Origin of the sequence: Allokutzneria albata (genome assembly GCF_900103775.1) — a bacterium.
GTDB classification, from domain to species: Bacteria; Actinomycetota; Actinomycetes; order Mycobacteriales; family Pseudonocardiaceae; genus Allokutzneria; species Allokutzneria albata.
The window spans coordinates 7,129,052-7,153,897 of sequence record NZ_LT629701.1 but is presented as its reverse complement, the minus strand read 5'-3'; the positions used below and the strand labels follow the sequence as shown (position 1 = coordinate 7,153,897).

Below are 24,846 nucleotides of genomic sequence, written 5' to 3'. Positions count from 1 at the left end.
CTTCAGCCACCCATCGTAGAGGCGCGCGGACCGCCACCGCGAAGAGATGACCCCAGCCCGTGGAAAACGGACGAAATACGGCCGGCGGCCCCCGTGCGCTTGGGTCGCACGGGGGCCGCCGGCCATTCACCCAGTCCGAACTAGGCGAGCCTGATGACTCCGTAGTCGAAGCCCTTGCGCCGGTACACGACCGTCGGTCGTCCGGAATCGGCGCAGTGGAAGAGGTAGAAGTCGTGTCCGACGAGCTCCATTTCGTAGAGTGCCTGGTCGACTGTCATGGGCTTGGCGGGGTGCTCCTTCTCCCGCACGACCCGGCCCGGGAGCTTCTCCTCGAGTCCGTCGTCCCACCGCTGTTCGGGAACCTCGGCGACGTGGGGTTCTGCTGCGTAGGCGGTGGTCTCCAGTACGGCGGTGCGGCCGCGCTGGGCCTGCATGGACGAGGTGTCGTAGTCGTTGAGCAGCTGAGCGGCGCTGGCTGCGGTGGCCTGGGCGACGGACGTGGGCGCGTGCCTCCCGCGGTGCACCCGACGGCGGTCGTGCGCCCTGCGGAGCCTGGCTTCCAGCTTGTTGACCGCGACGTCGAGCGCCGCGTAGAAGTCACCGGCGCACGCTTCCGCGCGGACGACGGGGCCCCGCCCCTTGCCGGTGATCTCGACCCGCTGGCAGTTCTTCATCTGCCTGCGGTTAGGCTCGTGAAAAAGCTCGACATCGAAGCGGACGACCTTGCGGTCGTACCGCTCCAACCGGGCCAGCTTCTCGCCGACGTGCACTCGATAGTGATCGGGCACCTCGACGTTGCGGCCCTTAACGACGATGTCCATACACGGACCTCCCATCGCGTCATGCGCGGTGTATCAGCAAAGGTATCGCTGCGGCGCCGTACGGAGGGGGTCTCAGCCTGCCTCCGGCGCCTTCAGTCGTGGGGATTGGCCTCCAAACAACGCCCGGAGTTGCTGATAGCCGAGCACGCTATCCCGGCTTGTTCGGTCACAACACCCCCCAGGACGGGGGATGTCAATGCGCCGAGTGCAGTTACTTTCCGCAACCAGACAGAGGTCGAGCCCCTGACGACCCCCGCGCCCAAGATCGCAGGTAGCTCGGGCCATCGGGGTGCGTGTTCACCCTGATGCAGCAGCCGAACACACGCTGTGGTCAACGCGCTCGGTAGCTCATTCGGGATCACCCGATGCCTCATACCCGGCCAACGAGGCTCGCCCTCCGCGAGGTTCCCCGGCGCCCGGAATCCCAGGGAAATCTCAGGTTCACCCATGGCGCCCCGCCTCGGTCAGCACGAGCGCGAGCGCGGGCCGCGCACCGGCTCCGGCGAGCACGGCGGAGCACGCGGACAGCGTGGCGCCGGTGGTGACGACGTCGTCGAGCAACACGACCGGAGCAGCGGCTGGTGGCAGCGCGTCGCGACGGGTCAGCACGTGGCCGCGCAGGTTCGCCGCGCGCTCGGCGGCGGTCAGCCCGACGGCGTCCCGCGCACCCCGCGCGAGGCGGAGCGACGGGGAGAGCACGGCGGGACGGCCGCCCGCGCGGAGCGCGAGCGCGCAGTGCCGGGCGATGCGGCGCATGTGCTGCCCGCCTCGGCGGCGGGCGGTGGCGGCGAGCGAGGGCACGGGGACCAACCAGAGCGCTGGGACGGCGGAGTGCGGCCGCGGCTCCGGGACGAGCAACCGGGGCAGCGCGGCGGCGAGACAGGACCCGAGTGGCCGGGCGAGGTCGCGCCGGCCGCCCAGTTTGGCGGCCAGCACGGCCTCTCGGGCGACCCCGGCGTGACCGCCGAGGGCGTGGACCGGTGGCCCCGCCGCGAGGGCGGGACGGTGGACCCGGCGCGGCCGGGCGAACTCGGCGCGGCACGGGCGGCACAGCGCGCCGCCCGGTGCGCCGCAGACGCAGTGGGCGGGCATGAGCAGGTCGAGCAGTGCTGGGACCACGTCCCCACCGTGCCGCCGTCACTCCGGGGCGTCGAGGAGGAGCGATACCGTGGGTGGAGTTCGTTTCACGCGTCCGGTGCGAGGCGCTACCCGCGCGGGGGAAACGAGGAGGGGTGGGGTTCCTCCTCCGTATCGGCACGGACCCGCCGGATCTGACTAGGCCACCCGGGTGGTGTTCCCGGCTGGTCAGCCCGGGTAGAACGGCACCGCGTTGGGGCCGGGGTTGAACGGCAGCGGCTGCCAGACCTCGCTGGACTCGGTGACCTTCCACAGCCCGCCGCTGTCGGAGACGATCACCGGACGGCTCGGCGCCGCGGCGATCGCGTGCACCGGCGGCGTCAGGTTGGAGCTGAGGTAGGACTCCACCACCAGGCCGTCCACACCGATCCTGGCCACCGGGGTCGTCGCGTTGGTCGTGGCGACGACCAACGCGTCCGGCAGGGGCCACTCCACCGCGACCGGGTTGGCCAGCCGGTTGAAGCCGAGCACCTGGGTGGCGCGGACGCTGCGCTCACCGCCCTGCTCGGCGACGGTGCCGACGACGACGCGGCCACCGGCGATCGCGGCCACCCGCAGCCCGTCCCGGGACAGCCGCAGCTCCGTGATCGGCCCGAAGCGGGTCAGCTCGTCGGCGTTGACCCTGGTGGAGCTCCAGATGCCGCGGCCGGTCGTGTCGACGACGCGGACCACGGTGCTCTGGTCCAGCACGGTCCACATCTCCGGCGCGTCCGGCATCCAGGTCGGCCGGGTCAGCCGTCCCGACTGCCGCAGCGGGACCTCGCGCAGCGGGCCGTTGGTCGGGCCCACCCGCAGCTGCACGCCGGTGCCGTGGCGGGCGACGACGGCGAGCAGGTCGCCCTGCTTGGACTGCGCCGCCGACACCACGTTGACGTCCGCGGCGGCCGCGACGAGCGATTCGTCCTTGAGCGAGCGCAGCTTCCCCGAGGAGACGTACATACCGGCCAGTTCCGGGCTGGGGCCGAGGTGCGCCTCGAAGGTCGCGACGTCGGCGGGCCGCCATTCGAGCTTGTCCGGCACCAGCGGCTGGCCGTCGGCGTAGAGCTTGATCCGGCTGTTGGTGACGCCGCGCAGGGACAGCACCACCTGGGCGGCGATCACCCGGCGGTCCGGCGTGGTCATGTCACCGAGCTTGCCGAGGTTCACCTGGAGCGCACCGTCCGCGCTCTCGCTGACGTTGCTCGCCAGGGCGGTGTTCTGCGGGATCACGCTGGTGACCGAACCGCGCAGGGCCGCGGACGGGCCGAGCAGCAACGCGTCGAGGACCTTGTCCGGCACCGCGCGCGCCGGGAGCATCGGCACGTACCGCAGGTCCGGGACGACCGTGCGGTGGTTCGGATCGGAGAAGTAGACCCGGACCTGCTTGTAGTTCTCCTTGAAGCTGGTGAACGTGACCACGACGCCCTGCGGCGGGTCGGCGATCCGCCAGTCGCCGTTGGGCTGCTTCTCGACCCGCAGCTCCGTCTCGATGGCCTTGGTCTCCGGGACGAACGAGGCGTCGAAGTCCACGCGGCCGAACTGGGTGCCGCGCACGACGACGATCTGCTCGTTCGGCTTCACCTCGCCGTTGGGGCCGAGCACCGGGCGCGGGATGGTGTCGAAGTCGTCGGCGATCACCCGGTGCAGGCTGCGGTCGTCCCAGGACCGGCTCGCCTGCTCGGTGAGGTAGAGCCGGGCGGCGGCGTGCAGCTGCTCGGAGTTCGCCGACGCCTTGACGAAGTTGCGGACGAGGCCGAGCGGGGTGAGCCCGCGGTCGGGCCGGACCGCCTCGGTCCCCTGGCCCAGGTCCGGGCCGGGGCGCAGCTTCTTGGGCGCGCCGGACTCGGGGATGGAGGCGCAGCCGTTGAGCAGCAGGACGCCGGCCAGGGCCAGGCAGAGCGCGGCGACACGACCCCGGAACCTCACAGCTCTTCCTCCTGGTGCTGTGCTCCCGCGCCCACGGTCTGCCGTTGCGGTTCCTGCTCCTGCTCCGACGGTGCGGGCAACGCCGTGACCAGCGGCGGCAGCCCGTGGTTGCCGGTGGGGTTCAGCGGAAGCGGACTGCCGGTCAGCTCGATGCCGGGCCGCTTCGGCAGCGTCAGCCGGAAGCAGGCGCCGCGACCGACCTCGCCCCAGGCGTCCAGCCAGCCGCCGTGCAGCCGCGCGTCCTCCAGGCTGATCGCCAGCCCGAGCCCGGTACCGCCGGTCTGCCGGTTGCGCGAGGGATCGGCGCGCCAGAACCGGGTGAAGACCAGCTCCTCCTGGCCCGGCCGCAGGCCGACGCCGTGGTCCCGCACGGTCACCGCGACGGCTTCGGGGTCCTCGGCCACCCGCACCTCGATCGGGCGCCCCTCGCTGTGGTCGACCGCGTTGGCCAGCAGGTTGCGCAGGATCCGCTCCACCCGGCGGAAATCGATGTCCGCGACCACCTCGGTCTGGGGCATGTGCACCTGGACCGCGACGCCCGCGTTGAGCGCGATCACCCGGACGGCGGCCATCGACCGGTCGACGAGCGAGCGCACGTCCACGCTCTCCACGGACAGGTCGGCGACGCCCGCGTCGAGCCTGCTGATCTCCAGCAGGTCGGCGAGCAGCACCTCGAACCGGTCGAGCTCGTTGACCAGCAGCTCGGTGGAGCGGGCCAGCCCGGCTGGGAACTGCTCACGGGAGGCGTGCAGGACGTCGGCGGCCATTCGCACGGTGGTCAGCGGGGTGCGCAGCTCGTGCGAGACGTCGGAGGTGAACCGGCGCTGCAGGGTGCCGAACTCCTCCAGCTGCTGGATCTGGCTCTGGATGCTGCCCGCCATCTCGTTGAACGACTCGGCGAGCCTGGCGACGTCGTCCTCGCCCACCGCCGACATGCGTTCTTCCAGGTTGCCGTCGGCGAAGCGCTCGGCGATCTCGGCGGCCTGCCGCACCGGGTGCACGACCTGCCTGGTGACCAGGTTGGCGATGCCCGCGAGCAGCAACAGCAGCACCAGTCCGCCGACGAACAACGTGCTCTGGACGACGTCGACGGTGCGCTGTTCCGCGGTCAGCGGGAAGATCAGGTAGAGCTGCACGGCACGGCCTGCGGTGCGCACCGGGGCGCCGATGACGTAGATCGGGGTCCGGCCGGACTCCCTGGTGACCGTGGTGTTCTGGCTGCCCCAGTCCCCGGCCTCGACCATCTTGCGCAGGTCCTCGGGCACCTCGTGGAAGGGCCCGACGCTGGAGGTGGTCCTGGTGATCGGGTCGGCGGCCCTGCCGTCGATCAGCACGGGCGTGAACGCACCGGCCTCGGTGTGGTTGTTCGCGCCCTCGTGCGCGCCGGGGGCGGCGGTCAGCGTGGCGAGGGCGCTGGCGAACTTGCTCTGCAGGTTCTCCGAGACCGGGTCGACGCCGAGCAGTTCGCGCTCGACCTTCTTCACGCTGATCTCGTTCTGGATGTAGACCGCGCTGTGCTTCTCTTCGAGCAGCTTGGAGGTGATCTGCGTCTGCAGCACCATGCCCAGCACGAACACCACGGACGAGGACAGCGCGAGCGTGCTGACCACGATCCGCAGCTGCAACGACCGGCGCCACAGGGCGCCGAGGCCCGCCCAGCGGCGCCGCAGGTCGGCACCGAGGCGCCTGCCCCGGTGCGCGAGCGTGCGAGCGTGCTGGGCGCCCGGCCTCATCCCCACCGTCCGCCAGGGACGGCCCGACACACAACGATCATGGAGGACCGGCCTTGTACCCGACGCCGCGCACGGTCAGCACCACCTCGGGGTGCTCCGGGTCACGCTCGACCTTGGACCGCAGCCGCTGCACGTGGACGTTGACCAGCCGCGTGTCCGCCGCGTGGCGGTAGCCCCACACCTGCTCCAGCAGCACCTCGCGGGTGAACACCTGGCGGGGCTTGCGGGCGAGCGCGACCAGCAGGTCGAACTCGAGCGGGGTCAGCTGGATCGCCACGCCGTCCCTGGTGACCTCGTGGCCGGGGACGTCGATGGTCAGGTCGCCGATGCCGAGCATCTCTGCGGGCTCGGACTCGGTGCGCCGCAGGCGGGCGCGGATGCGCGCGACCAGTTCCTTCGGCTTGAACGGCTTGACGACGTAGTCGTCGGCTCCGGACTCCAGCCCCAGCACCACGTCCACGGTGTCGCTCTTGGCCGTGAGCATGACGATGGGCACACCGGACTCGGACCGGATCGCCTTGCAGACGTCGATCCCGTTCATCCCGGGGAGCATGAGGTCGAGCAGGACGAGGTCCGGCTTGAGTTCCCTGAGCGCGGGGAGCGCCCGGGTGCCGTCGCCCACCACCGCGGTGTCGAAGCCCTCGCCGCGGAGCACGATCGTGAGCATCTCCGCCAGCGCTGGGTCGTCGTCCACCACCAGTACGCGTGCCTTCATGGGCCACATGTTCGCACTGCCCGCCGGACGCCCTCGAACCGCCCGGTGACCATTCTGGTTCGCGGGCACCGCCGGTGTGCCGACTCCCATGTGCTGCTGCCTGTCGATCTGGACCATTGCCAGCCTCCTCGCCCCCACGGCGCCGCTGCCGTTCGACCGGTACAGCGGTGTGATCCCTCTAGACGTTACTGATTCGCGATCAACTCCAGTCAACTTTGTCAAACCGAGACCGGGGGACGAGGAGTCCGAACCGGGTTCCCCCCGGTCCGGCCGCCGCCGGGCGGGGACTCGTCAAAGCTAGCGATCATGGCCGGAATTCGGGGTCCTACCAGCGAATCCGGCATCGCGAAGTGATCAACTCGAGACCCGGGGAGAGGTCCCTCAGCCGGTGAACGGTCACGATTCGGGTTTGTTCGCCCCTGGAACCGATCCGTGACCTAGGGTGCGGGTCGAACGACCCACGGAGGGTCAGCCGAGGACGAGGTCCGCGAGCGCGGCGGCGTCGACGGCGTCGGAACCGTCCACGACGTGCCACGGGCTGACCCAGTTCTGCTCGGCCAGCTGCTCGTAGACCTTGGCGCAGCGGGCCTGCAGCCCGCCGTCGGTCTCGTAGGAGTCGCGCTCGCGCCCGGCCTCGGTGCCCGCGCGGTGCGCGGTGCGGGCGGCTGCGACCTCGACCGGGACCCGCAGCAGCAGGTGCGCGTCCGGAACGGGCAGGTCGAAGCGGCCCAGCTCGACCTCGCGCACCCAGCGCACCATGTCGCCGTGGGCGTCCTCGTGCAGCCGCGCCGCGCAGTACGCCGCGTTGGACGCGAGGTAGCGGTCGATCAGCACGATGTCGAACTTCTCCAGGTCGGCGCGGATGCCCGCGGCCGCGCCTTGGCGGTCCAGCGCGTAGAGCACGGCCATGCCGTAGACGGTGTCCACCAGCGGGCCGAGGCGGTTGTGCATGGCGTCGCTGATCAGGTCCGCGTGCACGCTCTCGCCGTAGCGCGGGAACGCCCAGCGCGTCGTGGTGAGCCCGCGGTCGGCCAGCTCCCTGGTCAGCGCGTCGGTGAGCGTGCGCTTGCCCGAGCCGTCCAAGCCCTCGATGACGATCAACCGCCCCATGGCGCACACGCTAGCGCGTCATCGGCCGCCACCAGCGGCAACGGGGTGCATTCGGCCGAACGACTGTCGTCCTGTCGGGGGCGTGCGGTAGGAATCGCATTCCCCTCGTGCTGGGGCAAACGCCTGGTCGGAGGTACTGCCGGCGGGCGAGTTCCAGGACAGTGGGTCCTCCGGGGCCATCACCGCTGACCACATCGCCGACCTACGGAGCACCACGACGATGCGACTGTCCGAACGCTGGGCCTTGTTCCGCGCCCGCCGCCGGTACGGCTCGGACTTCCTGATCCAGGCCAGGACCGCGGCGCTGGCGAGCGCGTCCGCGACCGCCCCGAAACCCGCGACGGCCGACAAACCCGCGAAGACGGCCTCCTCGGCACCGGCCACCGCCAAACCGGTGCCGGTCCCGGAGGCCAAGCCGAACCCGTTCCCGCAGCAGACGATGCGACCGCCCGCGCAGCCGAACGTGACCACCCTGGCGACCAGGCTGCCCAGCTTCGTCCCCGGAACGTGGTTCGACGCGAGCTTCACCCTGCGCTGGGAGTCCCTTCCCGGCCAGCACCTGCGCCACTCCCGGCCGGAGGAGGTGGTGCGCGCGGGCGCCGCCGAACTGGTCGCGGTGGTGGCGCGGTGCGCGCTGGTCACCCAGGTCGAGGCCGTGCAGGCCGAGGCCAACCGGCGGCTCGGCCTGCGGCACGAGTTCGACGAGCTCGTCGCGGTCGTCGGCGAGGTCACCCTCAGCGCGAGCGAGGCGCACATCGAGGCGACCGAGGAGTACGAGCGGCTGCGCCGCGCCGAGGCGATCGGCGAACTGCGCCGCAAGATCGACAAGGAGGAGATGGAGCACCTGCGCTCCACCGCCTTCACCGATGTGCGCACGGCGCGGGTGTGGTGGGCCTACCGCCACCCGGAGCGGATCCACGAGATCGCGTCGATGGACGAGGTCTTCGCCCGCCTGTGCGGTGCGGACGCCCGGTTCAGCTCGGCCTTCGAGGAGGAGTTCACCGCCGCGGCCGAGCTGCCGCCGTCGAACGGGCACACCCCGGCCTGACCCGGGCCCGTGCGCTACACCGGTCGATGGACACCCCCATCAATGATTTCGCAGTTCACAGCTGCGCGGGTCCCGCCCCCATGCGGCTCGTCCACGTCGACGACTCGGGAACGCCTCGATCGACAGGCGCACGAAAACAGCGGCGGCCCGCCTCCGCGTGGGAGACGGGCCGCCGTGGGACCGCTGGGGATCAGTAGCGGTAGTGGTCCGGCTTGTACGGGCCCTCGACGTCGACGTCGATGTACTCCGCCTGCTCCTTGGTGAGCTTGGTGAGCTTGCCGCCCAGCGCCTCCACGTGGATGCGCGCGACCTTCTCGTCCAGCTTCTTCGGGAGGCGGAAGACCTCCTTGTCGTACTCCTCGGCCTTGGTGAACAGCTCGATCTGCGCGATCACCTGGTTGGAGAAGGAGTTCGACATGACGAAGCTCGGGTGCCCGGTGGCGTTGCCCAGGTTGAGCAGGCGGCCCTCGGACAGCACGATGATCGACCGGCCCGAGGGGAAGACCCACTCGTCGACCTGCGGCTTGATGTTGTTGCGGCGGACGCCCGGGTAGCGGGCGAGGCCGGCCATGTCGATCTCGTTGTCGAAGTGGCCGATGTTGCCGACGATCGCCTGGTGCTTCATCCGCTCCATGTGCTCGACGAGGAGCACGTCCTTGTTGCCGGTGGAGGTGATGATGATGTCGGCCTGGTCGACCAGGTCGTCGATGGTGCCGACCTGGTAGCCGTCCATCAGCGCCTGGAGCGCGCAGATCGGGTCGATCTCGGCGATGATCACGCGGGCGCCCTGGCCGCGCAGCGACTCCGCGCAGCCCTTGCCCACGTCGCCGTAGCCCGCGACCAGCGCGACCTTGCCGCCGATGAGGACGTCGGTCGCGCGGTTGATGCCGTCGATCAGCGAGTGGCGGCAGCCGTAGCGGTTGTCGAACTTCGACTTGGTGACCGAGTCGTTGACGTTGATCGCCGGGAAGAGCAGCTCACCCGCGGCGGCCAGCTGGTACAGCCGCAGCACGCCGGTGGTGGTCTCCTCGGTGACGCCGCGGATCTCCTTGCCGATCTTGGTCCACTTGTCCGGGGAGGAGTTCAGCGACTCCTTGAGCACGCCGAGGATGACCTGCCACTCCTCGGGGTCGCCGTCCTCGGCGGACGGGACGACGCCCGCCTTCTCGTACTCGGTGCCCTTGTGCACCAGCAGCGTCGCGTCACCGCCGTCGTCGAGCAGCATGTTGGGCAGCTTGCCGTCCGGCCAGGTCAGCATCTGCTCGGTGCACCACCAGTACTCCTCCAGCGTCTCGCCCTTCCAGGCGAACACCGGGACGCCCTTCGGCTCCTCCTCGGTGCCGTGCGGGCCGACCGCGACGGCGGCCGCCGCGTGGTCCTGGGTGGAGAAGATGTTGCAGGAGGCCCAGCGGACCTCGGCACCGAGCGCGACCAGCGTCTCGATGAGCACGGCGGTCTGCACGGTCATGTGCAACGAGCCGGAGATCCGGGCCCCGCGCAGCGGGTAGACCTCGGAGTACTCCCGGCGGAGCGCCATCAGACCGGGCATCTCGTGCTCGGCGAGGCGGATCTCCTTGCGGCCGAACTCGGCCAGCGAAAGGTCGGCAACGGCGAAGTCGATGCCGTTACGGGTCTGCAGCCTTTCGGCGGTCATGATCGCTCCGTCCAGGTGGGATGTTCAGTCGAGACCCTACCGTTAGCCACGCCGTGCGCCCCAGGTAACGGGATTCACGTTCCCGATGTCGCAGGATGCACGAAGGGGACACGACCTCGACAAGGGCTCACCGCAGCGAGCGTCGGCCGGTCACCATGGTCGGCGAGGGGAAGGAGACGACACGTGCTGATCCCAGGACCGGACACACGGGTCGTCGAGCTCAGGGTGCCGGGGATCGCGGGGGCCACACCGGAATCGGTGACGGGCGCGGTCGCGACGGCGACCGTGGCCGGCGACAAGCTCGGGCGCATCGTGCGGCCCGCGGACCGCATGCGCAGGCCCGCACCCGCCCCGTCACTGCACGCGGGCGGGCGGCCGGTGCCGAGGGTGATCGAGGGCTACGTCTGGTCGGCGATGACCTCCGGCGGTCTCGCCAAGGCCAGCTGGGCCCTGCTGTTCCCGTTCTGCCTGGCCAACGTGGCGCACTGGATGCTGCCGCCGATTCCCGAGGGCAAGCGCGTCGCGCACGCGCTCGGCACCTTCCTGCGCGCGCTGCTGCGGCTGGCTGCGCTGCTGCTGACCATGCTGCTTGTGGGGCAACTCACGGTCGTCTCCGCCGATCTGATCGCGGCGCAGTGCCTCGCGCCGGACGCGGCCTGCCTGACCTCGGCCGTGCCCAGGTGGGTGCGCGAGCTCCCGGGCGTGCGCGGGCTGATCGGCCTGCTCCCGGTGCTGCTCGTCGTCATCGCCATGCACCGCCTGTCCACCGTGGACTGGACGGTGTCGATCAAGCACGAGCTGGGTGACGCGCCGGGCCGCCGGATGCCGACGCTGCCCGGCGGCGGGGTCGAGGCTGACCCGGACACCCCCGCGCTGCGCGCGCTGCACGTGACCGCGGCGCTGTCGGTGGCGTCGTTGCTGGTCCTCGGCGGTCCGATGGGGCCGGTGAGCTCCGGTGTCGGCGCGCTGTGGACCGCGGCCGTGGTGCTGCTGGCCATCGCGATGGTGGGCGTGTTCTTCCTCGACGACCCGACCGGAACGCATCCGGAGGGGCCTGGCCGCTGGCTGCGCGGGGCGCTCGGCGCGGCCCCGCGCCGGGTGCTGATGATCCTCGCCGCGGTGCTGCTGATCGCGACCGCGGTGCTGGTCGAACCGCCCGCGGGCAAGCTCGCCGGCGCCGACCCGACCGCCGAACTGCTGGGCGCGCTGCTGGCGCTGGTCGCGGTGGTCGTCGCGATCGTGCTGGCCCCCGCCGCGCTGATGGCCAGGTCGGAGTGGGCGAAGCAGGCCCGCGAGCTGCGGCCGTGGGCGGGCGGGTGGATGGCGGCGCCGATGCTGGCGCTGGCCGGGCTGCTCGGCGGCGGGTTCGGCGCCGGGCTGGCGATCACCGTGCGCGGCTCGCTGGACTACGACAAGCTCGCGCTGCCGCTGGGCTACCAGTGGATCACCCTGCTGTGGGGGACCTTCGCCGCGATCGCCCTCGTCGTGCTGGCCGTGGCGGTGCCGCTGTGGCTGCTGTCCCGGTCGATCGCGGAGAAGCGCGGGAACTACGCCCCGCCCGAGGTCGCGCTGCTGCACAAGGACCGCCCCGAGGACGCCAAGCGCGCCGCGCGGAAGTGGCGGCAGGCCACCTGGCAGCGGCAGAACTACCACCGGCTGTTGATCGCCACCGCCGGTTTGCTCACCGCGGGCGCGGTCTTCGGCGGGTTCTTCCGCGCGCTCAACATCCCGGTCCCGGCCTGGGCGTCGGGCTTGTCCGGACTGGGCGTCGCCACGCTGGCCGCGCTCGCCGGTGGCTTCCTCTTCGTCGTCTACCAGGCCTCGCAGCACCCGGACCGCGCCAGGAAGCTCGGCATCCTCGCCGACCTCGCCTCGTTCTGGCCGCGCGAGGCGCACCCCACGGTGCCGCCCTGCTACAAGCTGAAGGTCGTCCCGGAGATCGTCGCGCGCGCCTGCGAGCACTTGAAGGAGCCGAACACCCGGGTCGTGCTGGTCGGGCACAGCCAGGGCAGCCTCATGGCCGCGGTGGCCGCGGCTTGGCTTGTCGACTCGCTGCCGGAGCACGACCGCGAGCGGATCGGTCTGGTCACTGCGGGCTCGCAGCTGCAGTGGGCTTACCCGAGGGCGTTCCCCGCCGTGGTGCCGCACTCCTCGCTGGCCACCCTCGCGGGGATGCTGGGACCGCGGTGGCGGTCGCTGTGCCGGGGCACGGACGCGCTCGGCGGGCCGGTGACCACGTGGTCGCAGCAGGTCTACAACGGCAGGCTGCTCGGCGTCGGCTTCCGGCCGGACGGCACGGAGGGGCCGCTCTCCCCCGCGGTCGCCGGACCGACCGGGGCGTTGGTGCTCGGCAACGACCACTGGCTGCCCGATCCGCTGCGGGGACCGTTCCCCGGCCTGCGTTGGGCACCAGGAGTGTTGGGGCACAACGAGTACCAGCCCGACCCGGAATGGGACCGCGCCGTCGCCATCGCCGCCGGGCTCGAAACGCCCTAGGCAAGCAGGCGGCTCCGCAGCAGGTGGTCCGCGGCGTCGGTCCGGGCGCTGTCGGCGAGCAGGCCGGCGGGGGCCAGCACGTAGTCGGTGTCGACGGTGATGCGCGCGTGGCGGAGGATCGGGCGCAGCACGGAGTCCTCGGACAGCACCTCGCGCACGGTGTCCAGAGTGGACTCTGATGCGTGCCGGAACACGCCGCCGGAGAGCACGAGCAGTCCGGCGCCCTTCGGCCCCATACGGCCTTCGACGAGCCGCAGGTGCCTGCGCAGCGCCACAACGGCGGCCAGCGAAGCGAGGCGGGCGTCAGTCGCGATGTCTTGCGCCGCCTGGGGAATCCAGCCGACGTCGGTAGCGCGGAACGCAGCGGCCCCGGCGAGCGCGCCCTCCTCACCGGCCGCGAGGAGACGTTCCGCGGCGGCCTCGGCGACCACACCAGGGGCCGACCACCGCATGCCGAGGTCGCCCTCCACGGTGCGCCGGTCGGCGGGCAGCTCGACGGTCCGCCGGGGTGTGTCGTCGTCCACAGTGGACACCGCGGAGTACACGTCGCTGGTGGCGCCGCCGACGTCCACCACGAGCACCGCGCCCGGGCTGTCCTCGTCGGTGGCGAGCGTCGCGGCGAGCCGGGACACCCCGCGAAGAACCGCGTCCGGCGTCACCGCGCGCACCATGCGGCGGAACCGAGGCCCCCGCGAGAGCCCCTTGCCGCCGATCACGTGCTGGAGGAAGACCTCCCGGATCGCGCGGCGGGCAGGGCCGGGGGCGAGTTCACCCACGTCCGGCAGCACGTTGTCGGTCGGAACGACAGTGCGCTTCGTGGTGTGCAGGGTGGCCAGCGCCTCCTGTCCCGCGTGGACGTTCCCCGCCAGCACAACGGGACAACGCAGGCGGTTCGCGGCAATGCGGTGCGCGTTGTGCAGCAACACCCGGGTCTCACCCCCATCCGTGCCGCCGACGAGCAGCAGCACGTCGGGACGGCTCTCACGCAATGCGCGCACCCCGGCGCCGTCCAGCTCGCCCGCCGCGACGTGCACGACCTTCGCCCCGGCGGAGAGCGCGACGCGGTAGCCCGCCTCGGCGCTGACCATGCGTTCCTGGCCCACCACCGCGAGTCGCAGCCCTCCCCCCGCCGACGAGCAGACCAGGGCCGTCGCGAGATCACCGCCGACCGCGGCCGCGACCGACGCGACGCCGTTCATCACCTCGGGTGGCGTGGTGCGGTGCTGGGCCGTGCCGAGCAGGCTCCCGTCCTGGCCGATCAGCGCGCCCTTCGTCCACGTCGAGCCCACGTCGAGGCACAGCGTCGATGCTCGATCCCGCCGGCGAATCTCCGGCACCGATTCCATGCCCGCCAACGTACTTGGTTGGCACTCCAACTCTTACTGGTTCAGGCTGTCTTGTATGAACAGGTCCATCGGCGGCATCCCGGTGAGTGCGATCGGTCTCGGCGAGTGGCCGCTGTCCGACGTAGGACGCCCAGGCAGGCAGGCGGCGCTCGCGACGATCCGCGCTGCGCTGGAGGCCGGGGTGACGTTGATCGACACCGCCGACGCGTACTGCGTCGACCACACCGAGTTCGGCCACGGCGAGGAGCTGGTCGCGGAGGCGGTCGCCGGGCGCGACGACGTGCTGATCGCGACGAAGGCCGGCTGCACGCGGGAGCACGGCGCCTGGGGGCTCGACGGGTCACCGGAGTACCTGCGCCGGGCCTGCGACGCGTCGCTGCGACGGCTCGGCGTGGAGGCGATCGGGCTCTACCAGCTGCACGCGCCCGATCCGTCGGTACCGCTGAGCGAGTCCGCGGGCGCGCTCGGCGAGCTGGTCGACGCCGGGAAGGTCCGCATGGTCGGCATGTCCAATGTGGACACTGGGCAGATCCGCGAGGCCAGGGAGGTGCTCGGCGGACGACTGGTCAGCGTGCAGAACGAGTTCTCGCCGCGCGTGCGCTCGTCGCGGCCGGAGCTGGAGCTGTGCGACGAGCTGGGCCTCGCCTTCCTGCCGTACAGCCCCTTGGGCGGAATCGGCACGGCGAGCCGGATCGGCGGCGCCTTCGCCGAGATCGCCGAGCGGCACGGGGTCAGCCCGCAGCGGGTCTGCCTGGCCTGGGAACTGGCGCAGTCCCCCGTGGTGATCCCGATCCCCGGCTCCCGCCGCCCTTCGACCATTCGCGACTCGGCGGCCGCGGCACACCTGCGGCTGACCGACGAAGAGTTGACCACGCTCGACAAGGAGTGACATTGCAGCAGCGCAGGATCGGCACGGTCTCCGTCTCCGCGATCGGGCTCGGCGGGATGCCGCTGTCCATGCCACCGTCAGGCAAGGCCGTGCCCAGTCGCGAGCAGGCGATCGCGACCGTGCACGCCGCACTGGACGCGGGGATCACGTTCATCGACACCGCCGACGCGTACGCGATGACAACGGCCGAGTTCGGGCACAACGAGGAGCTGATCGCGGAGGCGGTGAAGGGCCGCGACGACGTCCTCGTCGCCACGAAGGGCGGTCACACCCGCACGCCCGACGACGGCTTCGACCTCGACGGCAGCCCGGCGTACCTGAAGCGGGCGTGCGAGGGCTCGCTGCGCAGGCTGGGCGTGGACGCGATCGGCCTCTACCAGCTGCACCGGCCGGACCCGAAGGTGCCGATCGAGGAGTCGGTCGGCGCGCTGGCCGACCTGCTCGACGAAGGCAAGATCCAGATGGCCGGGGTGTCGAACTTCGACCCGGACGAGATCCGCTCGGCCAACGAGGTCCTCGGCGGACGGCTGGCCAGCGTGCAGAACGAGTTCTCCCCGCGCTTCCGGTCGTCCCTGCCCGAGCTGGAGCTGTGCGACGAGCTGGGCATCGCGTTCCTGCCGTGGAGCCCGCTCGGCGGCATGGGCGGCGCGGCCGACCTCGGGTCGCGGCACGCGGCGTTCGCCGAGATCGCCCGCGAGCGCGGGGTCAGCCCGCAGCAGGTCTGCCTGGCGTGGGAGCTGGCGAAGTCGGAGCGGGTGATCCCGATCCCGGGTTCCTCCCGCCCCGAGACCATTCGCTCCTCGGTCGAGGCGGTCCACCTCGTCCTCAGCGAGGAGGAGCTGGCCCGCCTCGACGCCTGATCACTTCTTCGGCTTGGCGCGCATGCGGCCGATGATGCCGGTGTCGTAGTCGCCGCTGACGAACTCGGGGTTCTCCAGGAGCTCGGCGTGGAAGGCCAGGTTGGACTTCGGGCCCACGATCGTGAAGCCCGCCACCGCCTTCCGCGCCTTCTCCAGCGCGTCGGCGCGGTCGGTGCCGAAGAGCACCAGCTTGGCCATCAGCGAGTCGTAGTTCGGCGTCACCACGGTGCCCGGGCCGTAGCCGGAGTCCACCCGCACACCCTCGCCATCGGGCTCGATCCACTCGGTGATCGCGCCGGGGCCGGGGAAGAAGCGCTTGGGGTCCTCGGCGTTGACGCGCAGTTCGATGGCGTGGCCGGTCGCCTTGAGCCCGTCCACGTCGAAGCCGGGCTCAAGGCCCGCCGCCACCCGCAGCTGCTCCTCGACCAGGTCCACGCCGAAGATCGCTTCGGTGATCGGGTGCTCCACCTGGAGGCGGGTGTTCATCTCCAGGAAGAAGAACTCCTTGGTGGCCGGGTCGAGCAGGAACTCCACCGTGCCCGCGTTGCGGTAGTCCACGGCCTCGGCCGCGCGCACGGCGGCGGCGCACATCGCGGCGCGCAGCGCCTCGTCCACGGCGGGCGACGGGGTCTCCTCGGCCACCTTCTGGTTGCGGCGCTGGACGGAGCAGTCCCGCTCGCCGAGCGCGATGACGCGGCCGTCGGCCAGCCCCAGTACCTGCACCTCCACGTGCCGCACGCTCGGGAAGAAGCGCTCGACGAACAGGCGGCCGTCCCCGAAGGTGCGCTCGGCGAAGGCGGTGACCTTCTCGAACTCCGCGCGCAGACCGTCCACATCGGACGCGGTCGCCATGCCCATCCCGCCGCCACCGGCGGACGCCTTGATCATCACGGGGTAGCCGACCCGCTCCGCCTCGGCCACCGCTTCATCCACTGTGGACACGGCATCGGCCGAGCCGGGCGCGACCGGAACCCCGGCGGCGGCCATGGCGGCGCGCGCGGCGACCTTGTCGCCCATCGCGGAGATCGCGGCGGCGCCGGGGCCGACCCACGCGATGCCCGCCTCCTGCACGGCGCGGGCGAAGTCGGTGTTCTCCGACAGGAAGCCGTAGCCGGGGTGGACGGCCTTCGCGCCGGTCGCGCGCGCGGCCTCCAGAACTCGTTCCGCGTTGCGGTAGGACTCCGCGATCGGGGCGCCGCCGAGCAGCACCGCCTCGTCCGCCTCGCGCACGAACGGAAGGTCGGCGTCGACGTCGGAGTGGACGGCGATGGTCCTGATGCCCAGCCTGCGTGCGGTGCGCAGGACCCGTCGGGCGATCTCACCGCGGTTGGCGACGAGAACGGATTCGAACATCGGAACTCCTCGTGGGATCGATGAACAAGACGGCCGGGGCCGCCCACGCAGATTACGTGGGCGGCCCCGGCCGGTCCTTGCGGTCCTAGGAGTCGGACTTGTCCACCGCGGCCGTCTCGCCGAGCTGGACCTCGCGGGAGCGCAACACCGAGTGGCGGGCGCCGTAGGCGAAGTACACGACAACGCCGAGCACCATCCAGATCAGGAACCGCACCCAGGTCAGCGCCGTGAGGTTGATCATCAGCCACAGGCAGGCCAGGATCGCCAGGATCGGCACCAGCGGGACGGCGGGGGCGCGGAAGCCGCGCGGCAGGTCCGGGTGGGTCTTGCGCAGCACCAGGACGCCCGCGGAGACCAGCACGAAGGCGAACAGCGTGCCGACGTTGACCATCTCCTCCAGCGTGCCGGTCGGGAAGAAGCCCGCCGCGATCGCCACGACGATGCCGACCAGGACGGTGGCGCGGACCGGGGTGCCGCGGCTGCCGGTGACGGCCAGGCCGCGCGGGATCAGGCCGTCGCGGGACATGGCGAACAGCACCCGGCTCTGGCCGAGCAGCAGCACCATGACCACCGTGGTCAGACCGGCGAGCGCGCCGACCGCGATGATCGTCGACCAGTTGATCCCGAGCCAGGTGATGCCGGCGTCGGAGAAGGCGGTCGCCAGGTTGGAGCGGACCGTCTCGCCGTTCGGGCCGATCTTGTTCTTCAGCTCGGTGTACGGCCGGATACCGGTGATCACCAGCGAGACCGCGACGTAGAGCACGGTGACGATGGCCAGCGAGCCCAGGATGCCGCGCGGCACGTTGCGCTGCGGGTTCTTGGTCTCCTCCGCGGTGGTGGCCACGATGTCGAAGCCGATGAAGGCGAAGAACACCAGCGCCGCGCCCGCGAGCATGCCGTAGACGCCGAACTGCGAGGTCTCCACGCCGGAGATCAGCGAGAACAGCGACTGCTCGAGGCCACCGCCGTGACCGGAGGCCGTCGCCTCGGCGGCGGGCGGGATGAACGGCGAGTAGTTGGCGGTGTTGATGTAGCCGACGCCGACCGCGATCACCAGCAGCACCACGAACACCTTGATGGCGGTGATGACCTGGCTGACCCGCGAGGACATCTTGGTGCCGAGGGCGAGCAGCACGCTGAGCGCGACCACGATCAGCACCGCGCCCCAGTCGAAGTCGACCCCGGCGATCTGCACGGTGGTCGACGTCTGCAACCCGAAGTTGCCCATCACCGTCTGCAGGTAGCTCGACCAGCCCTTGCCGACGACCGCGGCGGCGAGCGCGAACTCCAGGATCAGGTCCCAGCCCAGGATCCAGGCGATGAACTCGCCGAAGGTCGCGTACGAGTACGTGTACGCGCTACCGGCGACCGGCACCGTCGACGCGAACTCCGCGTAGCAGACCGCGGCCAGACCGCACGCGATCGCGGCGAGCACGAACGAGAGCGTGACCGAAGGACCGGCCAGGTTGCCCGCGGTGCTCGCGGCGAGCGTGAAGATACCGGCGCCGATGACCACCGCGACGCCGAAGACCGTCAGGTCCCACGCGCTGAGGTCCTTGCGTAGCCGCGTCTCCGGCTCATCGGTGTCCGCAATGGACTGTTCGATGGTTTTCTTGCGCCACAGACCAGACACGCCGGTCCTCCTTGACCCCTCGACGTGGGTGTCCCTCGACAGACACCCGCGATGTGCGGGCACACTTTACTGAGGGGTCAAGGCGCCATCACTGATTCGGGTGAAGATTTAGGGAAGGCTTAGGAAAAGATCTTCACTTGTCGCCGGAAACCGCCGTCGCGCGGTCGATGTCCGGCTCCAGGTAGATCAGCCTGGCCTCGGGGACCTTCGCCCGCACGCGGTGCTCGGCGTCGTTGATGGCCTGCGCGACGTCGTCGATGTCCCTGGTCCCGATCAGCGAGATCTTCGCGGCGACCAGCAGCTCGTCCGGACCGATGTACTGCGTGCGGACGTGCAGCACGCGGTCGACCTTGCCCGCCTGCAGCTCGTCGACGATCACCTTGAGCACGTCGGGGTTGGCGCCCTCACCGATCAGCAGGCTCTTGGTCTCGCCGATCAGGATGATCGCGATCACGCCGAGCAGCACACCGATGCAGATGGTGCCGATCGCGTCCCACACCGGGTCGCCGGTGACGTAGGTCAGGCCGACGCCACCGAGGGCGAGGACGAGGCCGAACAGCGCGCCCGCGTCCTCCAGCAGCACCACCGGCAGCTCCGGGGTCTTGGCCCGGCGGATGAACTCCCACCAGGTCGCGTCGCCCTTGATCGCCCGCGACTCGACGATCGCGGTGCGGAAGCTGAAGGTCTCCAAGATGATCGCGACCACCAGGATGACCACCGCGACCAGCGGCGAGGTCAGCGCCTCCGGTGCCTCCAGCTTGTGGATGCCTTCGTACAGCGCGAAAACCGAGCCCAGGGTGAACAGCAGCAGGGCGACGACGAAGGAGTAGAAGTACCGGTCCCTGCCATAGCCGAACGGGTGCTCCTCCGTCGGCCTGCGCCGCGCCGTCTTCTGGCCGACCAGCAGCAGGCCCTGGTTGGACGTGTCCGCCACCGAGTGCACCGCCTCGGCCAGCATCGACGACGAGCCCGTGATGAAGAACCCGACGAACTTCGAGACCGCGATACCGGCGTTGGCCAGCAGTGCGGCGACGATCGCCTTGGTTCCGCCCCCAGCAGCCACTTCTGCTCCCTGTCCTGGGTCCGAATTGTCGGGCTGACCTTAGGCCATGCGCCCGGTGTGGGATCAGTGTTCCCCTGAAGTGGCCCGGAAGACCCGCGCGGGAGCCGGACCGGCCGGGCCGATGTGGGCCTTGCCGTCGCAGGCGGGCAGCCACGCCGACTCGCCCCGGTCCAGCCGCAGCTCGTCACCGTCGTGGGTGTGCAGCCGCACCGCGCCCTCGACGCAGATCACGATCTGCGGGCCGTCCCCGCCGAGCGGCACGTCTCCCAGAGGGACAGCACCGTTGGGGGCGTTCGCGGGCCAGTCCAGCCGGGACAGCTCGAACTCGGCCGCGGGCGTGCGGTAGACGGTCAGGTGCGGCTGGACCTGCTCGCCCCGCTGCACCGGCATGTCGCCGCAGGAGAAGTCCAGTACCCGCAACAGTTCCGGCACGTCCACGTGCTTCGGGGTGAGCCCGCCGCGGAGGATGTTGTCGGAGTTGGCCAGGATCTCCACGGCGCTGCCCTGGAGGTAGGCGTGCAGGTTGCCCGCGGGCAGGTAGATCGCCTCGCCGGGCTGGAGCACCAGGCGGTTCATCAGCAGCGCGCACAGCACGCCCGCGTCGCCCGGGTGCCGCTCCCCCAGCTCCAGGATGGTCCGGCACTCCAGCGCGAACTCGCCGTGCTCCCGCACGTGCCGCACGCACGCGTCCAGCACCGGCGGCAGCAGCTCGTCCAGCGCGGTCTGCGGCAGCGTGATCCAGGTGGTGAACAGGAACCGCAGCCCGTTCTCGGTCGGGTCGGCAGCCAGCAGCTGGGCGTGACCGCGCAGCTCGGGCACGTCCAGCGCGCCCAGCAGCTCGACCGTCCGCGCGGCCTCCCGGAACCCGGCGAGGGCGTGGAACTCCGAGAGCGCGCACACCAGCTCGGGCTTGGCGGTGGGGTCGGGGTAGTTGCGGTTGGGCGCGTCCCTGGGCACCCCCGCCCGCTCCTCGCGCTCGAAGCCCTCGGCGGCCTGTTCCGCGGAGGGGTGCGCCTGCAGGCTCAGCGGCTCCTCGGCCGCGAGCACCTTCATCAGGAACGGCAGCCTGCCCCGCCAGCGGCCGAGGCAGCCCTCGCCGAGCTGGCCGACCGGGTCGGCGTTGACGGCCTCCAGCAACGAGACCTCGGACCCGTCCGGGCCCACCAGCCAGGACGGGTCGCCGGGGTGGGCGCCCATCCAGAGCTCGGCCTCCGGGTGCGGAGCGGGCACCGGCCGACCGAGGAGGTCCGCGATCACGGTGCGCGAGCCCCACGCGTAAGGGCGCACCGCGTTGCGCAGTAGATCCACTCTTCCTCTCGCTCCCTACCTCGGCCGGGCCAGACTCTCAGAGCGCGGCCGGGGACACGATCCCGGGGCCGCCGAGGCGTCCGGCGGCGAGTCCAAGGTAGAGGGCCGCGAGGTCGAAGCGCACGGCGAGCAGCGCGGCCCGCATCGCCTCGTCGCCGGTGACCTCCTCGGCGGGGGCGATGACGTCGGCCCCGCGCAGCGACTCCGACGCGGTCCGGCGCGCGGCGTCGGCGACCGGCCCCTGGGTGACCGCGAGCAGCAGCACCCGCGGCGGAACGCCCTCGTCGTCGTCCGGGTCGGCGAAGATGTCCGCCTGGCTGGTCGCGTTGATCGCGGCCCGGTGCAGCGCCGGCCTGATCACCGCCTGCGGGTATCCGGCGACGTCGGCGACGATCCCGGAGAAGGAGGCCAGCGCGAGCGCGCCGTGCGCGGCGACCGCGGTCGCCGCGTGGTCCAGTCCCCACAGCAGCGGGGTCCGGTCGGCCAGCCGCAGCGCGAGGGACTTCGCCGGGTTGACGAAGGACTCGTGCATCGGGTGGTCGCGCTCGGCCTCGCGGTCGAGCTCGTCGGCCAGCGCGTCCAGGTCCGTGCGCAGCAGCCCGAGCGTGGTCAGCGTGACCAGCCCGGCCGCGAGCACCCTGGCGAAGCCGAGGCCGTGCGGGACCGGGACCCGCTGCGGCAGCAGCAGTGCCCGCCCCGCCGCGGCCTGGGCGGCCGGGCCGTCCTCCGGGGCGGCCATCACCACCCGCGCGCCACGCCTGGTCGCCAGCCCCACCGACTCCGCGAGCACACCGTCACCCGGGTCGTCGGTGTAGGCGAAGACCACGTCCAGCGCGCCGACCCAGCCGGGCACCACGTCGGCGATCACCACCGGCACCGGGCAGGCCGGGCCGAGCAGCGCCGCGAGCAGCTGCGCTCCGGCCGGTCCGACCCCCGGCCTGGTCAGCAGCACCAGCGCGCGCGGGCGGTCGGAGCCGATCATCCGGTCGATGCCGCCCTCGGCGGCGGCCTCGACGGTCGAGCGCACCTGGGCGCCCGCCAGCGCCGCGGCGCGCAGCAGACCGTGCGCGTCCGCGTCCTGCAACCGGCGCGGGTCGTCCAGCAGAGCGTCGTCGAGCAACACCGTCACGCCTTCGCCGAGTCCTCGGGGCCGCCCTCGGCCTCCTCCAGGAGCAGGACCGGGATGCCGTCCCGCACCGGGTAGCGCCGGGCGCACGCGGTGCAGGTCAGGTAGTCCGCGTCGGTGTCCTCCGGCGTCCCCGTGACCAGGGCGCCGTGGTCGTCACCCGGGCAGGCCAGGATCTCCAGCAGCTGGGCGTCGAGCTGTACGGCCATGTGTCGTCTCCTCCAGCCGGGCTCAGGCGCGGACGATCGCCAGCACGCGGTCGCGCAGCTCGGCGACGGCCTCGTCGGACGGGGCCTCGATGTTCAGCCGCAGCAGCGGCTCGGTGTTGGACGCCCGCAGGTTGAACCAGGAGCCGTCGCCGAGGTCGACGGTCAGCCCGTCCAGCTCGTCGATCTCCACGCCCTCACCCGCGAAGGCCTCGCGCACCGCGGCCATCCGGCCAGCCTGGTCGGCGACCGTGGAGTTGATCTCACCGGAGGCCGAGTAGCGGGAGTACTGCGCCATCAGCTCCGACAGCGGCCGGTCGGTCTCGCCCAGCGCGGCCAGCACGTGCAGCGCGGCCAGCATGCCGGAGTCGGCCCGCCAGAAGTCGCGGAAGTAGTAGTGCGCGGAGTGCTCACCGCCGAAGATCGCGCCGGTCTCGGCCATCGTCTGCTTGATGAACGAGTGGCCGACGCGGGTGCGCACAGCCTTGCCGCCGTGCTCGGTGACGATCTCCGGAACGCCCTTGGAGGTGATCAGGTTGTGGATGATCGTGCCGCCCGGGTCCTTGGCCAGCTCGCGCACGGCGACCAGCGCGGTGATCGCGCTCGGCGAGACCGGGTTGCCGTCGGCGTCGACCACGAAGCAGCGGTCGGCGTCGCCGTCGAAGGCCACACCCGCGTCGGCGCCGACCTCGCGGACCTTCGCCTGCAGGTCGACGAGGTTCTTCGGGTCCAGCGGGTTGGCCTCGTGGTTGGGGAAGTTGCCGTCGAGCTCGAAGTACATCGGCACGATCTCGACGGGCAGGCCGTCGAAGACCCTGGGCACGGTGTGGCCGCCCATGCCGTTGCCCGCGTCCACCACAACCTTGAGCGGGCGGATGCCGGAGAGGTCGACCAGCGTGCCGAGGAACTCGGCGTAGCCGTCGAGCATGTCGCGCTGGGACACGCTGCCCTTGGCACCGAGGAAGCCGGGAACGCCGTCCTCCACCATCTGCCGGATCTCCGACAGGCCGCTGTCCTGGCCGACCGGCGAGGCGCCCGCGCGGCAGAGCTTGATTCCGTTGTACTTCGCCGGGTTGTGGCTCGCGGTGAACATCGCGCCGGGCAGCTCCAGCCGCCCCGAGGCGAAGTAGAGCATGTCGGTGCTGGCCAGGCCGATGTCGACGACGTCGACACCCTGGCCGGTGACGCCCTCGGCGAAGGCGGCAGCCAGGGACGGCGAGGAGTCGCGCATGTCGTAGCCGATCACCACCGCTGGCCCGCCGACGAACCGGGCGAAGGCGGCGCCGAGGTCGCGCACGACCTCCGTGTCGATCTGCTCCCCCACCACCCCGCGGATGTCGTATGCCTTCACGATGCCGGACAGGTCGCGCACGCCATCTCCAACTGGTCGGCTTACAGGAAGATCCGTCAACGAACTGACGGCAGAAGCCTACCGGCGAGCGCCGGACGCTCCCCCAACCACTCAGGTCCAGGCCCGCCGGACCTACCGCTCGTCGTTCGGATCGGGCAGGACCCGGAGGTGGCCACGGCGTCCGGTGCCCACCGAGATCTCCGGGCGCTCCACCGGGCGGTCGGCCCGGCCCGCCTCGCGCACGGCCTCGGCCAGCGCGGTGAGATCGTCGACGGAGGGCTGCGGGACGGTGAACTCGCCCTCGTGCCGCACGACCTCCCACCCGCGGGGGACGGTCAGGCGCATCGCGTGCACTTCGCACAGGTCGTAGCTGTGCGGTTCGGCGTAGGTGGCGAGGGGCCCGACCACGGCGGTGGAGTCGGTGTAGGCATAGGTGAGCGTGGCAACAGCCGGGTTGACACACCCGGTCCGCGAGCATTGCCTCACGCTGCGCACGATGGGGACGATAGCGCTTCACGGGGCGTGGCGTCGTCAGGCACGCTGATGACACACGGTGCTGCGGCCGACCGGCGTACTCTGCGGGCCGTGGTGACGGCTCACGGGGCACAGCGAAGGAACCGGCGCAGGCGGGATCGGCACGGCCGCGGACTGCGGGGGCAGCTCTACCCCGCGAACCTCCCCGCGGCGCGCAGCCGCTCCGAGCGCTTCGACGCCGTGGTGCTGGAGGCGCTGGAGCCGATCGAGGCCCGCTGGCGCAACGAGCTGACCGAGCTGGACGTGGCCGTCGACGACGTGCCCGAAGTGCTCGGATCCGCCCCGGACGAGCTGTCCTGGGGCGAGGACGTGGTGGAGGACGGCAGCGTCCCGCTGGCCCGGCTGGTGCCCGCGGGCGTGGACAGCCGCGGGGTCCCGACGCGGGCCCGGATCGTGCTCTACCGCCGCCCGCTCGAAGCCCGCGCGCGGGACGGCGCCGACCTCTCCGATCTCGTCCACGACCTGCTGATCGAGCAGGTGGCGAGCTACCTCGGCCTGGACCCCGACATCGTCGACGGGGAGTAGCCATCTAGGCATTCACCCGAACCTCCACCGCGA

The 24,846-nt window shown here is 71.5% G+C and carries 21 protein-coding genes; 5 read left to right on the top strand and 16 right to left on the bottom strand.

Features of this window, described 5'->3' with window-relative positions; genetic code table 11:
* Positions 1–140 precede the first annotated feature (140 nt).
* The 6 genes from hpf to BLT28_RS32760 all read right to left on the bottom strand — a co-directional run bounded on the left by hpf (position 141) and on the right by BLT28_RS32760 (position 7,421).
* Entirely contained in the window at positions 141–821 is a 681-nt protein-coding gene (gene hpf, locus BLT28_RS32785) for a ribosome hibernation-promoting factor, HPF/YfiA family (RefSeq protein ID WP_030426797.1), read from the bottom strand.
* A 441-nt stretch (positions 822–1,262) separates the two neighbouring features.
* Positions 1,263–1,940 carry a ComF family protein gene (locus tag BLT28_RS32780; protein WP_030426798.1) on the bottom strand — a complete coding sequence of 226 codons (678 nt, stop codon included), beginning with the start codon at positions 1,938–1,940 and terminating at the stop codon, positions 1,263–1,265.
* A 186-nt stretch (positions 1,941–2,126) separates the two neighbouring features.
* Positions 2,127–3,863, bottom strand: a complete 1,737-nt coding sequence (locus BLT28_RS32775; protein ID WP_030426799.1) for an LpqB family beta-propeller domain-containing protein — start codon at positions 3,861–3,863, stop codon at positions 2,127–2,129.
* Positions 3,860–5,596 carry an MtrAB system histidine kinase MtrB gene (gene mtrB, locus BLT28_RS32770; RefSeq protein WP_052406758.1) on the bottom strand — a complete coding sequence of 579 codons (1,737 nt, stop codon included), beginning with the start codon at positions 5,594–5,596 and terminating at the stop codon, positions 3,860–3,862. Before mtrB ends, BLT28_RS32775 begins: the two co-directional genes overlap by 4 nt.
* A 37-nt stretch (positions 5,597–5,633) precedes the next feature.
* Positions 5,634–6,311, bottom strand: a complete 678-nt coding sequence (gene mtrA, locus BLT28_RS32765; RefSeq protein ID WP_030426801.1) for an MtrAB system response regulator MtrA — start codon at positions 6,309–6,311, stop codon at positions 5,634–5,636.
* Between the two features lie 468 nt (positions 6,312–6,779).
* The gene (locus BLT28_RS32760) at positions 6,780–7,421 is read right to left on the bottom strand and encodes a dTMP kinase (protein WP_030426802.1); all 642 of its coding nucleotides are present in this window, start codon (positions 7,419–7,421) and stop codon (positions 6,780–6,782) included.
* Between the two features lie 220 nt (positions 7,422–7,641).
* On the opposite strand from BLT28_RS32760, the gene BLT28_RS32755 reads away from it, so the two are divergent.
* Entirely contained in the window at positions 7,642–8,469 is an 828-nt protein-coding gene (locus tag BLT28_RS32755; RefSeq protein WP_030426803.1) for a hypothetical protein, read from the top strand.
* 190 nt (positions 8,470–8,659) lie between these two features.
* Here BLT28_RS32755 and ahcY read toward each other — a convergent pair whose 3' ends face one another.
* A complete protein-coding gene (gene ahcY, locus BLT28_RS32750; RefSeq protein WP_030426804.1) occupies positions 8,660–10,123 on the bottom strand; it encodes an adenosylhomocysteinase in 1,464 nt (487 codons plus the stop codon).
* Between the two features lie 183 nt (positions 10,124–10,306).
* Here ahcY and BLT28_RS32745 point away from each other — a divergent pair, with 183 nt between their 5' ends.
* Positions 10,307–12,619, top strand: a complete 2,313-nt coding sequence (locus BLT28_RS32745; RefSeq protein ID WP_030426805.1) for a lipase family protein — start codon at positions 10,307–10,309, stop codon at positions 12,617–12,619.
* Here BLT28_RS32745 and BLT28_RS32740 read toward each other — a convergent pair.
* Complete coding sequence (locus BLT28_RS32740; protein WP_052406759.1) at positions 12,616–13,965, bottom strand: glutamate mutase L; 1,350 nt, start codon at positions 13,963–13,965, stop codon at positions 12,616–12,618. The genes BLT28_RS32745 and BLT28_RS32740 overlap by 4 nt on opposite strands.
* A 55-nt stretch (positions 13,966–14,020) precedes the next feature.
* Here BLT28_RS32740 and BLT28_RS32735 point away from each other — a divergent pair, with 55 nt between their 5' ends.
* A complete protein-coding gene (locus tag BLT28_RS32735) occupies positions 14,021–14,854 on the top strand; it encodes an aldo/keto reductase (protein WP_030426807.1) in 834 nt (277 codons plus the stop codon).
* 2 nt (positions 14,855–14,856) lie between these two features.
* Entirely contained in the window at positions 14,857–15,714 is an 858-nt protein-coding gene (locus tag BLT28_RS32730) for an aldo/keto reductase (protein ID WP_030426808.1), read from the top strand.
* Here the strand turns inward: BLT28_RS32730 and BLT28_RS32725 are convergent, their stop codons facing one another.
* The 8 genes from BLT28_RS32725 to BLT28_RS32690 all read right to left on the bottom strand — a co-directional run bounded on the left by BLT28_RS32725 (position 15,715) and on the right by BLT28_RS32690 (position 24,240).
* Positions 15,715–17,067, bottom strand: coding sequence for an acetyl-CoA carboxylase biotin carboxylase subunit (locus tag BLT28_RS32725; protein WP_030426809.1), 1,353 nt, complete (start codon positions 17,065–17,067; stop codon positions 15,715–15,717).
* A gap of 85 nt (positions 17,068–17,152) precedes the next feature.
* On the bottom strand, positions 17,153–18,700 hold the full coding sequence (locus BLT28_RS32720; RefSeq protein ID WP_030426810.1) for an amino acid permease: 1,548 nt from the start codon (positions 18,698–18,700) through the stop codon (positions 17,153–17,155).
* A 133-nt stretch (positions 18,701–18,833) separates the two neighbouring features.
* Positions 18,834–19,763, bottom strand: a complete 930-nt coding sequence (locus BLT28_RS32715) for a cation diffusion facilitator family transporter (RefSeq protein ID WP_030426811.1) — start codon at positions 19,761–19,763, stop codon at positions 18,834–18,836.
* 63 nt (positions 19,764–19,826) lie between these two features.
* Positions 19,827–21,071, bottom strand: coding sequence for a mannose-6-phosphate isomerase, class I (gene manA / locus BLT28_RS32710; protein WP_030426812.1), 1,245 nt, complete (start codon positions 21,069–21,071; stop codon positions 19,827–19,829).
* Positions 21,072–21,108: 37 nt separating this feature from the next.
* Positions 21,109–22,191 (bottom strand): SIS domain-containing protein, encoded by a 1,083-nt coding sequence (locus tag BLT28_RS32705; RefSeq protein WP_030426813.1) that lies wholly within the window; start codon positions 22,189–22,191, stop codon positions 21,109–21,111.
* A 5-nt stretch (positions 22,192–22,196) separates the two neighbouring features.
* The gene (locus tag BLT28_RS32700; RefSeq protein WP_030426814.1) at positions 22,197–22,406 is read right to left on the bottom strand and encodes a Trm112 family protein; all 210 of its coding nucleotides are present in this window, start codon (positions 22,404–22,406) and stop codon (positions 22,197–22,199) included.
* A 22-nt stretch (positions 22,407–22,428) separates the two neighbouring features.
* Positions 22,429–23,775 (bottom strand): phosphomannomutase/phosphoglucomutase, encoded by a 1,347-nt coding sequence (locus tag BLT28_RS32695; RefSeq protein WP_030426815.1) that lies wholly within the window; start codon positions 23,773–23,775, stop codon positions 22,429–22,431.
* Positions 23,776–23,886: 111 nt separating this feature from the next.
* On the bottom strand, positions 23,887–24,240 hold the full coding sequence (locus BLT28_RS32690) for a DUF3499 domain-containing protein (protein WP_030426816.1): 354 nt from the start codon (positions 24,238–24,240) through the stop codon (positions 23,887–23,889).
* A 99-nt stretch (positions 24,241–24,339) separates the two neighbouring features.
* Between BLT28_RS32690 and BLT28_RS32685 the strand changes: the two genes are divergently transcribed.
* Positions 24,340–24,813, top strand: a complete 474-nt coding sequence (locus BLT28_RS32685; RefSeq protein WP_030426817.1) for a metallopeptidase family protein — start codon at positions 24,340–24,342, stop codon at positions 24,811–24,813.
* The last annotated feature ends 33 nt before the right edge of the window (positions 24,814–24,846 follow it).